Genomic DNA, 14,084 nt, shown 5'->3' on the forward strand with positions numbered 1-14,084 from the left:
TTGCGGACTGCGGATGAGTGACAGCTGAGAGGCTGGTCGTTGGCGGGACGCCGGCCGGTCAGGCGCGGGACCAACCTTCAATGCCCAACTCTCTGGGGGCTCCGTTGCCGGCCTCACCCTTGCGGCGGGCGACTCCGCGGTCGCGCCGTGAATTAAGCTGCGGCCTGTCGTGCCGGGTAGTGCAGCGCGAACCCGCATTGCGACATATCCGCTTTTAGCCACCCCTCCCCGCTACCCCCAACCGCCGCAGCGTTGATGTCAGGCAAACCCTCGCCGGTCGTCGATGGCTCGTCATCGCGCCGCTCCGTGGGACTGCTGCGGAGGCCGGACGCTCGAGCACTGTCGCTGAGTTGATCTGGATGTCGCTCCAACGAGTCCGCGTTTCTTGGCCAGATTGGTCGTAAGGCTTCGCGCTCCCGGTGCTGGAATAGTGTCTGGACGGCGCGCGCGAGTGTCTATCGCCGCACACTCGTCAGATAAGCACGTTTGAAGCATGCGTCTCGATTAAAGGCAGGAACGCAGGCAAGCATTCAGGCCAACGTAGAAGTCGAGCTCTTGATCAGCACGGTAGTACGGAGCACTTCGTGAGGCGACGTAATTGGTCTCTAATTTCAACGCGGTTCGCGTCGAACGTTCCCGTTCGCACAGCATTTAGCGTTGCGAGGATTGCGTCCGCTATCTTTCGATATTCCTGAGTGCCGAACGTCCGACAAGTACCGGATGCGGTGGGGAAGCGGATGCAAGAGGTGATCACGGGATTATCGTGATCGCGTGGGGCTAGGTTTATGTCGAGGGTGATGCCCACTGACGCCAGCGCTGTTTGCGCCGTGCTTGCCGTTGCACCCATCGGCCGCAGATCGACGACAGTCAGATGATGATCGTTGCCGCAGGTGGTGATTGCAACGCCGCTATCGGCAAGCGTTTGTGCGAAAACGGAGGAACGCTTCGCGAGGCGCCGTATGTATGTCTTAAGCGCGGGATCTGGCACCGGGCCAAACATCATGGTCTTGAATGCTGCAACCTGAATAAGCGGCTCGCATAGCGGGGCGGAAAAGACAGCAGTGTTGATTGCGCTGGCGATATTTGCGTCTTTGTTTTTTCTCAGGATAAGAGCGTCGTGTCGACTGCGCAGCATGGTATCAGCGGTACAGGCGACGATATCGATCAGCTCAAAGCAAGTTTTGTGGCGCTCTCGATTTTCGGCAACAGCGCTGTCAGCAACTGGATGGTGGGCGCTGCCAATCCATTCTTCCGAAAAGTGCTTGTTCGGGTCTGCGGCCGGCGATGTTGCCATCGCAGTTCTCCTTCAGGATTCCGACTGAGCGCATCGCATGGCGATATGCCGTGTGCGTTCTGTCGGTCCCTATCAGAAAGTGCGCTGCTTGATCCCTGCCAATTCAGGAGGGGCGGCCAGACCTTTGATCGAGCGCAATGGCCGTGCGGGTGCATGACTATGTATCAGCGTCGGTATTGAAACGGTCCATCAGGATGAAGGTCCCATCCTGTCGCTGATGCGCGTTTATGAGTGGTACGAGACGACGAAAGTGATCACTGGCGCAATGGATATCCAGAGCCGCTCTGTCTGGCCACTCCTCGATGAAGATGAAGTGCCCGGCATCCTTCTGGTTCTCAAAAAGGTCATAGGCGATGCAAAGCGGTTCGCGCTGCGTCAGCTCCACAAGCTCGCGGTACAGCGGGCGGACAATCTCAAGGGCATCCGGGCGTATGAAATCCTGTGCGATGACTTTCAGCATGTTTGTTCTTTCACCTGATCGAGTTGGCGTAACTCGTTGCTTTGCGCCAGATCGGTCGATATTTCCGACTACCGGATCACTTCCGTTTTTCTCGCTGAAGCGTAGTTGCCAGCTTCTTGACCGCGACCTCAAGTTCCTCAGGCGTATATGCGGCGAAGCCCATCAGGAATCCGGCCTTGCCGTTGTTGCGGTCAGCATGCAGAGCTGACAGACCCAGCAACTCGATGCCGACGCGGCGCGCTGCGTCGATGACGGAGCGCTCGGAGATGTCGCAGATAAACTCGCAGGACATCTGCAAGCCGCCGATGGGAACCTGCGGCGTGACAAACTCCCCAAGATGTTTGACGACAAGCTTGGTCAGCACATCGAGGCGCTGTGCATAGATGCCGCGCATTGTGCGGACATGCGCTCCGAAATGGCCACCATCCACGAACCGTGCCAGCGTCAGTTGCGCGATTGATGCTGTATGTCCATCGAGCAGTGTACGGGCGATCGTTATCGGCTTCACGAGTTCCTGCGGTAGCACCGCGTATCCGATCCGCAGGCCGGGAAACAGCGATTTGGTGAAGGTGCCGATGTAAATGGTCCGATCGCGGTGATCGAGGCCCTGCACGCAGGCAGTGGGTTTGCCCGCATAATGAAATTCGCTATCGTAATCGTCTTCAATGATCCAGGCCCGGTTTCGCGCGGCCCAATCGATCAACGCCAAACGCCGATCCAGGGAGAGCGTAGCGCCGGTGGGAAACTGGTGCGAGGGCGTGAGGTAGATGGCCTTGGCGCGGCGCGGGTCGCTCAATATCGGTTCGACCATGACCCCCTGACGATCCACGCTGACCGGAATGCATTCCAGACCGGCAGCATCAAATGCATTGCGCGCGCCATAATAGGCGGGATCTTCGATAAATATCCGCTCGCCCGGATCGAGCAGCGTGCTTGCGCACAGCATCATCGCCTGTTGTGAGCTGGTGAGCACGAGTACGCGGTCAGCGCTGGCGCGCGCTCCGCGTTCGAGGTTCACATAATCGGCGATGGCCTGACGTAGCGGCTCTGCACCCTGGGGACTGCTATGCAGCAGCGCCTGAGTGCCAACCTCTTTCAACACCTGCCGCTGCATCCGCTCCCACAGCGAAAGCGGAAAGCTGCGTGTATCAGGAACACCAGGAGCGAATGGACGAGGTGTCAGCAGCTCGCACACGCCGCCGCTTTGGAACATGGCAGCGCCGCGCTTGCTCAGACTTGGCGCCCGGTTGGCATGACGCACATCACGCTTGGCGCGTTGGTAGCGGGGCAAAAACTCGGATATCTCCGCCACGAAGCTTCCGCTCCCGACGCGCCTGTCTATGAAGCCTTCGGCGTGAAGCTGAGCATACGATGATTCTATCGTATCCCGAGATACGCCGAGAGATTTCGCGAGTGCGCGCGAAGCCGGCAACGGCTTTCCTGAGCTGAGAGCTCCGTCGAGAATCAGTTGCCGTATGGCGCGCTGTATCCGGGCATGCATCGGGATACCCGCGTTTGCGGGATGAGACAGAGATGCCTTTACGGATTCGAGCTGGGAGTGCTTGAACAAGTGGTCTGACCATGATCGTCAAATTGGCATGAAATTACAGACCAATGGTCGGCTAGATGTCAAGCGGTGTTGGCGGCATCGTGGTCCGCCTTTTGGTGCATTCCCAGAAACTCACAAGCATGTCTGCAGAACCGTTGCCGTCATCTATTCGCCTGAACGATCTCACCCATCCCATCGTGGCCGGGATTATTTCCGTCATCGTCAACTATGGCGGGACGTTCATTCTCGTCTTCCAGGCGGCCCGCGTGGCCGGTCTCAGCCCGGCGCTGACCGCATCGTGGGTGTGGTCGGTATCGGTTGGTGTTGGCCTGACCGGCCTGTTGCTCACAGTGCGTTACCGCGAGCCGATCATCACCGCGTGGTCGACGCCCGGCGCTGCTTTTCTGGTGACGGCGCTTGCTACCACAACTTATGCCGAGGCGATCGGAGCCTATCTGGTATCAGCGTTGGCTTTTGTGCTGCTCGGATTGTCGGGCTATTTTGAGAGAGTCATCCGCATGATCCCGCCGGGTATCGCGTCGGGTTTGCTCGCGGGCATTCTGCTTCAATTCGGCATCGGGGCATTTGGCGGGGCAAGCGTTGATCCGGTTCTCGTCAGCATACTCATTCTTGCCTACGTGGTGCTGAAGCGCATTTCAGCGCGATATGCCGTGGTCGGCATATTGCTGATCGGCGTCGCTTATCTCGTCGTGCTGGATCGCGTCGATCTGTTCGGTCTGCAATTGAAGTTCGCTACGCCGATCTTCACGATGCCGGAATTCACGCTGAACGCGACGTTGAGTGTTGCGCTGCCGCTGTTTCTCATCACGCTCACGGGCCAGTACATGCCTGGGATGCTGGTGCTGCGGAATGATGGGTTCAAGACAAACGCCAATCCCATCGTGACGGTAACGGGCCTGGGTTCCCTCATCATGGCCCCGTTCGGTTCGCACGCCTTCAATGTCGCCGCGATAACCGCTGCTATCGCGACGGGTCGCGAAGCACATGAAGATCCGTCCAAGCGTTGGATCGCGGGCATTGCCGCTGGTTGCTTCTATGTGCTCGTTGGTGTGTTTGGTGTGACGCTCGCGACTGTCTTCATGGCATTTCCAGCCACGTTCATCACTACGCTGGCGGGGCTTGCACTGCTCAGCACGATTGGCGGAAGTCTCGCCAGCGCCATGGCTGATCCATCGTCACGCGAGGCAGCGCTCATCACCTTCCTGGCGTCGGCTGCCAACGTCAACATGCTTGGCATCGGCGGCGCGTTCTGGGGGCTGGTGATCGGGTTAGGTGCCTACATGATCCTGAATGGGCGCTTGCCTGCCAAGTGGTCCGCAACGGTTTCCTAGTCGAACAACAAATGCGCCGCTGTGGTGGAGATATCTTGCCGTATGCACCACGGGCGCACTGAATCCGAAATGCAGATGCCAGTGCGATAGACGCTGGTGGAGATTTGAAATGACATCCGCCCTGCTGCCGATTTTCCAGCCTGCGCCCATGCTGTTTGAGCACGGAGAAGGCGCCTGGCTTACGACGATCGAAGGTGACCGCTATCTGGATTTTGGCGCAGGCATTGCCGTGAATGCCTTGGGCTATTCGCATCCTCACGTCGTTGCGGCGCTGGAGAGGCAGGGTCGCAAGCTATGGCATCTGTTGAATGTCTATCGCATCGCCGGTGCCGAACGCCTTGCAGAGCGGCTGACAGAAGCATGCTTTGCCGATGTTGCCTTCTTTGCCAATTCAGGCGCGGAAGCTAACGAATGCGCGATCAAAATCGCGCGCCGCTATCAGCATGCATGCGGTAACGCCGAACGGTGGCGGATCATCACTTTCGCAGGCGCTTTCCATGGTCGCACGTTGGCCACCATGGCAGCGGGCGGCAACGGAAAATACCTCGACGGTTTCGGCCCGGCTGTCGATGGCTTCGATCTTTGTCCGCTTGAAGACATTGTTGCCGTTCGTAACGCCGTTGGTCCGCAGACGGCGGCAATAATGATCGAGCCGGTGCAGGGTGAAGGTGGCATTCGGCAGGTAAGTTTCCAGTTTTTGCGCCAGCTTCGCGAACTTTGTGATGAGCAAGGGCTGTTGCTGATTTTTGACGAAATCCAATGCGGGTTGGGACGCACGGGTTATCTGTTTGCACATCAGGAGGCGGAGGTTGCGCCGGACATCATGACCTTGGCCAAAGGACTCGGTGGCGGCTTTCCAATTGGCGCATGCCTTGCCACGCGACATGCAGGAGAAGGCATGACACCCGGCAGTCACGGCTCAACCTTTGGCGGCAATCCGCTTGCAGTCGCGGTGGCGAATGCCGTGCTCGACATCGTGCAGAGTGATGAATTTCTAGCTGAGGTGCGGCGCAAAGGTGATCTTATGCGCGCTGAGCTCGCGGCTGTAGCAAGCCGGTTCCCGCACGTGGTCGTTGAAATTCGCGGCCGCGGTATGATGCTTGGTATCAAATGCGCCTTGCCTGCGCCGCAGATTGCCGAAGCGCTGCGGGTGCATGGCAAAGTGCTGACGATCCCAGCAAGTGACGACGTTATCCGCATCTTGCCGCCGTTGATCGTCACCGATGAAGAAATCCGGCAGTTCGCGGAGCGTCTGCAACTTGCACTGGGGCCACTCGTGGGCAATGCGGCGCTTAAGGCCGGTTGACGCTGGGGAATGCGCGTGCGGTAAGCCGCAGTGCTGTTCATCGATGCACTGTGCAACGGTGGGCAATTTGAGTTTGGCGTCAGCCTCTGTGTCGAGCTGCAATGACCGCCGTTGAACTGCAATGCAGCATCAGCGGCGAGCATCTCAGCACCCGGCTGGTCAGGGCCAGGAGGCAAGGCGCATCGCTTCGCTGATGCATTCATCGTCGACATCATCAGTGACGTAAGCCGAGTTGATGTTGAGGTGGATCATGATGCCTTCGACAAGGAATGCGATCAGAACCGCGCGCTTCTTTCGAATAGCTTCCGGCATTCGGGGGCTGATTTCAGCGATGACCGCTTCAAACCGTTGGCAGTATTTTGCGTACAGCTCTGCCAGAAGCTCAGCAGCGAAATGATCGTGGCGCGATACTGCCCACAATTCAAAAAACAGCCTGTTGATCGACCGCTCTCTAATGTTGATCATCAAGAAGCGGATCATTTCCTGCAATCGACATTTAGGATCGAGCGATTGGGCCACAGCAATCATGTCATAGCGTTGATCGTAAGTTGAAAAGATGATGCGCAGAAGATCCTTCATCAGATCCTCCCGCGTAGGATAGTAATATTGCAGGTTTCCCAAGCGCATGCCTGCCGCCCGCGCAACCTCGCGCAAGGTGAGATTGTTATAACCCTTTTCAATAAGAACGAGACGTGAAGCCTCCAGAATCTGCAAAGTGGCTTCCTTGCCTTTTTGCGTGAGATTCCGTCCGGCGGTGTGCGTATTAAAAAAATAATCTGCGCTTATTGTCAGGCTGAAATCATCTGCGGATTCGCTGGTTTCAGAATTATCAATATCCGGTTTCGTCATTTCAATGCTTCTCTTCAGCCTGATTGGCCGCGCTGCAGATTGAGCGGGCGGGCGCTGGAAGCGCCAATCAATTCCTTCATTCCAGAGGATCGGAACGGTGCGATACCGGCGTTTTGTCGCTGTATTTCAAGCGCCGATTGATTGGCCGTACTACTCGTGATCGATGATTGCCCACGGCCTATGTCGAAGCTCCATGCAGAGCCATGTTGCTTTGGCCGCTGCCCCAAGCGTCTGGTCCTGGCGCTGAAAACCCTCCTACCAAAGATGTTCGCAATCGCGAACTTACCTGCTTGACTAGTTTAGGTCGCCTGACCTAGTTTGAATCAATAAAAACTACGAAACCGGAGGAAGCACCAAGCATGAAGGGAACGCCGCGATAGACCAGCGAGCAGTCTGACCAGGAACACGTTTGTTTTAGGGATCGACTGCGCCTGCATTTGAAATTGATACGGGAACTCGCCGGGAAAAGCAGGGCTTTTTCTGAACGGGATCCTGTTTGCAAAAAACAATCTAGCTCATTGGCCTGCCTCTTCGTGAGGGGGAACGGGTGCCCTTGTTCCTTATTTGGTCTGAGCATGTTTCGACTGGGGAAGCGCTCATGGACTCGAAGTATGCGACGTTGTTCGAGCCGATTAAAATCGGTCCCAAAACGCTGAAGAACCGTTTTTATCAGGTGCCACACTGCATCGGCGCCGGTAGCGATAAGCCTGGATTTCAGGCAGCCCACCGCTCGATGAAAGCTGAGGGTGGCTGGGGCGGCATCAATACCGAATACTGCTCCATTCATCCCGAATCCGACGACACGAACCGTGTTTCGGCCCGCATCTGGGATGACGGCGACGTCCGCAATCTCAAGGCTATGACAGATGAGGTGCACAAATACGGCGCGCTGGTTGGTGTTGAGCTGTGGTACGGCGGCCCGCACGCGCCGTGTCTGGAAAGTCGGCAAACTCCGCGCGGTCCGAGCCAGTACGCTTCGGACTTCGAGACCCAATCCTATTGCAAGGAGATGGATCTCGACGACATCAAGATGGTGCAGCAGTTTTACGTCGATGCAGCATTGCGCGCACGCGATGCCGGGTTTGACATCGTTTATGTGTACGGCGCCCACGCATATCTGCCGCTGCAGTTTCTCTCGCCATTCTACAACAAGCGTACCGATGGCTACGGAGGGTCGCTGGAAAATCGCGCCCGTTTCTGGCTCGAAACCCTGGAGAAGGTCCGCGGTGCGGTAGGCAGCGACTGTGCGATCGCAACGCGCTTTGCGGTGGATTCGCTCAGCGGGCAGGAGGGCATTCAGGTCGAAGACGAAGGCATGCGCTTCGTCGAACTAGCCGATCCGCTGGTTGATGTCTGGGACGTCAACGTCGGCGTGATTGCGGAATGGGGCGAGGATGCAGGTCCGTCGCGATTCCATCGCATGGGCCATCAGTTGCCGTGGCAGCGCTTCATCAAGCTCGTGTCGAAAAAGCCGGTGCTTGGAGTCGGTCGCTTCACTGATCCGGAAAAGATGGTGGAGGTAATCCGGGCAGGCCAGCTCGACATCATCGGCGCCGCGCGTCCGTCGATTGCAGATCCGTTCCTGCCCAACAAGATCAAGGAAGGACGCGTCGACGATATTCGTACGTGCATCGGCTGCAACGTCTGCATATCGCGATGGGAAATTGGCGGGCCGCCTATGGTGTGCACGCAGAACGCAACGGCCGGTGAAGAGTATCGCCGCGGTTGGCATCCTGAAAAGTTTGAACCGAAGAAATCAGATGACACCATTCTTGTCGTCGGTGCCGGGCCGTCGGGTTCGGAGTGTGCGCGCGTTTTGATGGAGCGTGGATACACGGTTCATCTTGTTGATCAGGCCGACAAGATCGGTGGGTACGTCAATAATGTTGCGTCGCTGCCGGGGCTGGGCGAGTGGGGATACCATCGCGATTATCGCGAGACGCAGCTCAATAAGCTGGTGAAGAAGAACCGCGATTCACAGATCGCCCTTGGTGCAAAGCCGTTGGATGTTGAGGGTATTCTGGGGTACGGCGCCGACAAGGTCGTCATTGCAACCGGTGCTCATTGGAACCGTGACGGCAACAGTGCACTGACCCATGCACCAATTCCCGGCATCAATGCTGATCTGCCTTACATGGTAACGCCTGAGCAGATATTTGCAGGCAGCAAGCCGATCGGAAAACGTGTTCTGATCCTCAACGCCGATCCGTATTACATGGCGCCGAGCCTGGCGCACAAACTTGCGGAAGCTGGCCATGAGGTGAAGGTTGCTACGGGTGTAGACCTTGGCCGGTACATGCACTTTACGCTCGAGTATCCGAATATTCGGCGCCTCTTCAACGAACTCAACATCGAGATCATCAGCGATGTGTGGGCTTCGCGGGCAGAAGAAGGACGCATTGAGCTTTATGACGTCTGGGGTGACGGCCACAAAATACAGTTCAACGGCGTCGGGCAAAGTCCGCGCACGGAAAACAGAACTCACAAATGGCATGAGTACGACACGCTGGTTCTTGTAACCGGCCGGTCATCGAATGTGTCGCTGTTCCGTAGCATCAAGGAACGTCAGGGCGAGTGGGCAGCAAACGACATCAAGGGCGTCTACCTGATCGGGGATGCACTGGCACCGAAGCTGATCGCCGACGCAACCTTCGATGGGCATCGGATTGCACGAGAGATTGAGGACGAAAGCCCTCAGTATCCGAAGCCCTATCGCCGCGAGGTTGCGGTTTGGGGTGTGGCCCACATGCCGGGCGCGACATCCGAGATCCGATATCGGCTGTGACGTCACGCCGTTCGTTTTTCCCAAGCTGAACCCAAAGCCGGTGGCCCCCGTAGGCCATCGGCGGGACCGGACATGCCATGATGATTGACGGAAATCATAATCCCCAGGACGTGACGCGGGTGCTCTTTGAGAGTTTTCCGGGCTGGGCTGTTGGCGTTTTCTACGTTGTCGGATTTGGAGCGATCGCGGTCTTTCTCTACGGCTGCTTTGTGCAATATCGCAAGTACGCGCGTGGCCAATCGCTGCGGAAAGCATTGCCGCCGCTTAAGGATCGGTTGCTGCAGATGGTGGTGTCTGTTGGCACGCACCGTACGCTGCGCCGTCGCGATCGGAGCGCTGGATATGCGCACGCACTGATATTTTTCGGCTTTGCGCTGCTGTTCATGGGCACCGCCACGATCACACTCGAATACGACATTCTGGGCCCGCTCATCGGCCTGAAGTTCTGGCACGGCAACTTCTATCTGCTGTTTTCGCTGGCGCTAGATCTGGCCGGACTCTGGCTGGTCGCTGGCCTCGTGTACATGATGGCGCGTCGTGGCTGGCTGAAGCCGCCGAAACTCAATTATGCACGTCCCGATCGCGCTGCCGATGCGCCGGACGCCAACCGCAGCTTCTATCAGTTTGAAGACTGGGCGTTCCTATGTCTGCTGATCATCATCGGCATCACCGGATTTGTGCTGGAAGGCGCGCGCCTGTTGTGGCTGCAGAATACACCAACTGTCTGGGATTACAGGTGGTGGTCGCCCGTAGGCGCGGTCGTCGCGAACGCTCTCTCGCTCGCCGGCTTCACGCCGGAAGGCGCCGGCTCCCTGCGTGTCAGCATCTGGTGGTTCCACGCGATCATTTCGCTGACCTTCATCGCATTGATACCGTACAGCAAGGCAAAGCATATCTTCACCGCCATGTCGTCGCTGGCGCTGCGGGACCCGTTGCCCGTTCAGAAGCTTCCACCCGTCGACATGAGCGCCGAAACAGTTGGTGCTTCCAAAATCACGGATTTCAACTGGAAGCAGCTGCTCAACTTCGATGCCTGCACTAAGTGCGGTCGCTGTCACGAGGCATGCCCGGCCAACGCAAGCGGTGCGCCGCTGTCACCGCGCGATCTTATCCTGACGCTGCGCGAGCTGGCAGAGAACACGCTGGAAGGCATCCGCCAGCCGGAACCGGAAAAGCTGATTGCACAGGGCAACGGTGTATTTCAGGTGCCGACCGAAACGCTATGGGCATGCCGCACCTGCGCGGCTTGTGTGGAGATCTGCCCCGTCGGCATCGAGCATGTCCCGGTGATTGTAGAGATGCGCCGTGCACTGGTGGAGCAGGGCGACATGGATCCGCTGGTCCAGAAGGCGCTGCAGAATATCCAGAAGCGTGGAAACTCGTTCGGCGAAACGAAAAAGAAGCGCCCTGCATGGACGAAGAAGCTCGACTTCGAGATCAAGGATGCCCGGACCGAAGCTGTCGACGTGCTGTGGTTTGTTGGTGACTTCGCATCGTTCGATCCGCGATATCAGCGCGTGTCGATGGACTTCGCGCGCATCCTGAAGGCGGCGAACATCGATTTCGGTATTCTCTACGAGGACGAAAGCAACTCCGGCAATGACGTGCGCCGCGTGGGCGAGGAAGGGCTTTATCAGCATTTGGCTGAAAGCAATATCGCGCTGCTGAACGATTGCGATTTCAAGCGCATCGTTACGACAGATCCACACTCGTTCAACACCATCAAGAACGAGTATCCCGAGTTTGGCGGCAGTTACGATGTGGAACACGCCAGCGCATTTATTGCGCGCCTGCTGGACGAGGAACGCATTCCGCTGAAGAAGGGCCTGGATGGCCGCCGCGTGACGTTTCACGACCCATGCCATCTCGGGCGCTACAACAAAGGCTATGACGGGCCCCGCGACGCCATACGCAAGCTCGGTGCCGATCTCGTGGAAATGAAGCGCTGCCGTGACAACTCGTTTTGTTGCGGCGCTGGCGGCGGCCGTATCTGGACACCCGATCCGGTCGGCAAGGAAAAGCCGTCAGAAAACCGCGTGCGCGAAGCCGCTACGATCGAAGGCCTGGAGACGATTGTCGTCAGCTGCCCGAAGTGCATGAACATGCTGGAGGACGCGCGCAAGACGACGAACAACGAAGACAACTTTGAAATTCGTGAGGTCGTCGAGCTGGTCGCAGAGTGCCTGGATGACAGCGCCATAAGTGTCGTTGATCAAGAGCATGTTGCGGAACCGGTGTGAGGGGGCGGACATGAATTGTGCGTATGCAAATCTGACTGCCAGTCAGCAGCTCTGGGACTGCAGCGACGAATACATTGCTGCGGCGATCCACGGCTTTGCCAATGCTGAACTGCGGCAGGCGATTGAAACGATGCTGTTCCGCACGCCGCGTTCGCGCATTCGCTGGGCCAGCGCCGTGTTCGTTCCACCGAGTATTCTGTCGGCGTTGGCGAGGTTCAACGACCACCAGCTTAATCGCCGCATCATCCGCAACGGGCGCACGCCGTTAGAGGCGCTCCGGCATGTGCGCCGAGTGGTGACTGACGAGCACTCGCTGGGCGGCATAGCGGCGCATCGGAACGCGTCGGCGGATTTGCTGGCTACCTTTCGTGCCAGCGGCTCGCCGGTCGTGAGGTTCTCGTTGGCAGGAAACCCGTCGACCCCGGCCGATATTCTGGAGGCTATTGCCCTTGACGCCAGCAAGGACGAACGGCGCGCTCTTGCGGGCAATCCCGGCGCAACGGAAAAACTTCTGGGTACGCTGTGGCACAACGCCAACGACGACGAGCATCTGGGCGCCGAGATAGCGGCTCACCCTGGATGTCCAAATGATCTGCTGCCAGCGGCATTGGGCAGTAGCTGTGATGTGATCCGACGGAAGCTCGCAAGCAATCCGAACGTTACGCATGACCAGCTTATCGTGTTGCTGAGTGATCCGGTTGCCGCCGTGCGGGTGGAAGCCATCAAGCATATTCCCGCTTGTGACATCGACGAAAGTGATCCGGCAGCATCTGTGCGCAAACAGACAGCGCGCCGAGTTGATCTGTCTGCACAACTCGTGGCGCGCATCGCCAATGACGAATGTGCAGCTGTGCGCAGATGGCTGGCGCGCAATCCAAGTCTGGACGTTGAGCATCTGGCATTGCTGTCGAAAGACGCCGCGTCGGATGTCCGCCGTAGCGTTGCGCGCAATGTCAGCTGCCCGCAGCATTTGCTGCGTCATCTGGCAACGGACCAGAATCCATGGGTTCGTGCAGGCGTCAGCTTCCGCGCTGATCTTGAAGCCGATGTGATGCGCCTGTTCGCGCATGAGGATGACACCGATGTTCTGAGCGGAATTGGAAAGAATCCTGCCGCGCCCGGCAGATGGCTGAAGCGCATCGCGGCAAGCGAAAACGCGGACCTGCGCCGGGCCGTGATCCTTAATCCCAATGCGCCATCGGCGCTTCTCCGACAGTTGTCGGAAGACCCCTACGCTTTCAACCGTATCACCCTCGTCGAGCAGCCAACGTTGCCGATGTCGACGCTGCTCGCGCTGCTGTCCGATCCGGAACCGCAGGTGAGGTTTATGGCCGCCATGCGATTGGCGCGTACGGAATTGGAACGGGAAATTACGCAGCGCTCCTGTCGCTGGTCCGACATGGACGCTGCCGTCAATCTGCCTCGCGCCTCAAACGCAAAGGAAAATGATTATGAAAATACTTGTGCCGGTTAAGCAGGTCGAAATTCTCGACGAGGATTTCGATGTCCAGGACGACGGAAGATCGATTGATCCCGACTGCATCGAGTGTGAGCTCAACGAATGGGATGACTATTCGTGGGAGACTGCGCTGCAGTTGATGGAGAAACACGAAGGGACGGTGGAAGCAGTTCCGATGACCGTCGGCGATGAGAGCGCAGACGATGGATTGCGCAAGTGTCTTGCGAAGGGCGGCGAGCGGGCCATTCGGGTATGGGACGATAGCGTCGCCGGATCAGATCCGATCGCAATTGCTCGCCTTATTGCTGCAGCGGCAAAGAAGGAAAACGCGCAACTCGTGCTGGCTGGAACGCAGTCGACGGATCAGGCGCACGGACAGACCGGCATCGCGGTTGCCGCACTGCTAGGCTGGCCGCACGTGGCTGTCGTGTCGGCGCTCGACTACTCAGCGGGTGATGGCAAGCTCACGGTACGTCGTGAACTTGAAGGCGGCGTTGAAGAGGAAATTGAAATCGCTCTTCCCGCGGTGCTGACAATTCAGCTCGGTATCAACGAGCCGCGTTACGCGTCGCTGCGCGGAATCAAACAGGCGAAGACCAAAACGGTCGATCTGCTGTCGCCATCAGATCTCGGCGTTCCCGCCGACCAGTTGGGCGAGCATGGCTCGGCCGCACGCGTGCGGCGGATGTACATCCCTGAGCGCAGCAAGGCCGAACTCATTACCGGGACGCCTCCCGAACAGGTCAAACGCCTTATCGAGATCGTCAATGAATTGAAGGGAGCCTGACAT

The 14,084-nt window shown here is 58.0% G+C and carries 10 protein-coding genes; 6 read left to right on the forward strand and 4 right to left on the reverse strand.

Annotated features, from left to right (window positions below; all coding sequences use genetic code 11):
• Nucleotides 1-559: 559 nt before the first annotated feature.
• From QEZ49_RS05985 to QEZ49_RS05995, 3 genes are all read right to left on the reverse strand, one after another.
• A complete protein-coding gene (locus QEZ49_RS05985) occupies nucleotides 560-1,294 on the reverse strand; it encodes a hypothetical protein (protein ID WP_280385114.1) in 735 nt (244 codons plus the stop codon).
• 157 nt (nucleotides 1,295-1,451) lie between these two features.
• Nucleotides 1,452-1,754 (reverse strand): putative quinol monooxygenase, encoded by a 303-nt coding sequence (locus QEZ49_RS05990; RefSeq protein ID WP_068458901.1) that lies wholly within the window; start codon nucleotides 1,752-1,754, stop codon nucleotides 1,452-1,454.
• Between the two features lie 76 nt (nucleotides 1,755-1,830).
• Nucleotides 1,831-3,324: a PLP-dependent aminotransferase family protein gene (locus tag QEZ49_RS05995; protein ID WP_280385118.1), complete on the reverse strand. Its 1,494-nt coding sequence runs from the start codon at nucleotides 3,322-3,324 to the stop codon at nucleotides 1,831-1,833.
• 119 nt (nucleotides 3,325-3,443) lie between these two features.
• On the opposite strand from QEZ49_RS05995, the gene QEZ49_RS06000 reads away from it, so the two are divergent.
• Nucleotides 3,444-4,655, forward strand: a complete 1,212-nt coding sequence (locus QEZ49_RS06000; protein WP_280385120.1) for a benzoate/H(+) symporter BenE family transporter — start codon at nucleotides 3,444-3,446, stop codon at nucleotides 4,653-4,655.
• A 109-nt stretch (nucleotides 4,656-4,764) separates the two neighbouring features.
• Nucleotides 4,765-5,961 (forward strand): aspartate aminotransferase family protein, encoded by a 1,197-nt coding sequence (locus tag QEZ49_RS06005; RefSeq protein ID WP_280385122.1) that lies wholly within the window; start codon nucleotides 4,765-4,767, stop codon nucleotides 5,959-5,961.
• A gap of 159 nt (nucleotides 5,962-6,120) precedes the next feature.
• On the opposite strand, the gene QEZ49_RS06010 is transcribed toward QEZ49_RS06005, so the two are convergent.
• Nucleotides 6,121-6,810, reverse strand: a complete 690-nt coding sequence (locus QEZ49_RS06010; RefSeq protein WP_280385124.1) for a TetR/AcrR family transcriptional regulator — start codon at nucleotides 6,808-6,810, stop codon at nucleotides 6,121-6,123.
• 598 nt (nucleotides 6,811-7,408) lie between these two features.
• Here QEZ49_RS06010 and QEZ49_RS06015 point away from each other — a divergent pair.
• The 4 genes from QEZ49_RS06015 (at nucleotide 7,409) to QEZ49_RS06030 (ending at nucleotide 14,081) form a co-directional block, all read left to right on the forward strand.
• On the forward strand, nucleotides 7,409-9,595 hold the full coding sequence (locus QEZ49_RS06015) for an NAD(P)-binding protein (RefSeq protein WP_280385125.1): 2,187 nt from the start codon (nucleotides 7,409-7,411) through the stop codon (nucleotides 9,593-9,595).
• Nucleotides 9,596-9,675: 80 nt separating this feature from the next.
• A complete protein-coding gene (locus QEZ49_RS06020) occupies nucleotides 9,676-11,835 on the forward strand; it encodes a heterodisulfide reductase-related iron-sulfur binding cluster (protein WP_280385127.1) in 2,160 nt (719 codons plus the stop codon).
• 10 nt (nucleotides 11,836-11,845) lie between these two features.
• Nucleotides 11,846-13,309 (forward strand): hypothetical protein, encoded by a 1,464-nt coding sequence (locus tag QEZ49_RS06025; RefSeq protein ID WP_280385128.1) that lies wholly within the window; start codon nucleotides 11,846-11,848, stop codon nucleotides 13,307-13,309.
• Nucleotides 13,287-14,081, forward strand: coding sequence for an electron transfer flavoprotein subunit beta/FixA family protein (locus QEZ49_RS06030; protein ID WP_280385130.1), 795 nt, complete (start codon nucleotides 13,287-13,289; stop codon nucleotides 14,079-14,081). The genes QEZ49_RS06025 and QEZ49_RS06030 overlap by 23 nt, the downstream gene beginning before the upstream one ends.
• Nucleotides 14,082-14,084: the final 3 nt, after the last annotated feature.

The organism is Hyphomicrobium sp. D-2 (genome assembly GCF_029872155.1).
Lineage (GTDB): Bacteria > Pseudomonadota > Alphaproteobacteria > Rhizobiales > Hyphomicrobiaceae > Hyphomicrobium_A.

Bases quoted from the DNA above. Each gene is read 5' to 3' on its own strand.
- QEZ49_RS05985 (WP_280385114.1), bottom strand. From the start codon at position 1,294: ATGGCAACATCGCCGGCCGCAGACCCGAACAAGCACTTTTCGGAAGAA.
- QEZ49_RS05990 (WP_068458901.1), bottom strand. From the start codon at position 1,754: ATGCTGAAAGTCATCGCACAGGATTTCATACGCCCGGATGCCCTTGAG.
- QEZ49_RS06000 (WP_280385120.1), top strand. From the start codon at position 3,444: ATGTCTGCAGAACCGTTGCCGTCATCTATTCGCCTGAACGATCTCACC.
- QEZ49_RS06005 (WP_280385122.1), top strand. From the start codon at position 4,765: ATGACATCCGCCCTGCTGCCGATTTTCCAGCCTGCGCCCATGCTGTTT.
- QEZ49_RS06010 (WP_280385124.1), bottom strand. From the start codon at position 6,810: ATGACGAAACCGGATATTGATAATTCTGAAACCAGCGAATCCGCAGAT.
- QEZ49_RS06015 (WP_280385125.1), top strand. From the start codon at position 7,409: ATGGACTCGAAGTATGCGACGTTGTTCGAGCCGATTAAAATCGGTCCC.
- QEZ49_RS06020 (WP_280385127.1), top strand. From the start codon at position 9,676: ATGATTGACGGAAATCATAATCCCCAGGACGTGACGCGGGTGCTCTTT.
- QEZ49_RS06025 (WP_280385128.1), top strand. From the start codon at position 11,846: ATGAATTGTGCGTATGCAAATCTGACTGCCAGTCAGCAGCTCTGGGAC.
- QEZ49_RS06030 (WP_280385130.1), top strand. From the start codon at position 13,287: ATGAAAATACTTGTGCCGGTTAAGCAGGTCGAAATTCTCGACGAGGAT.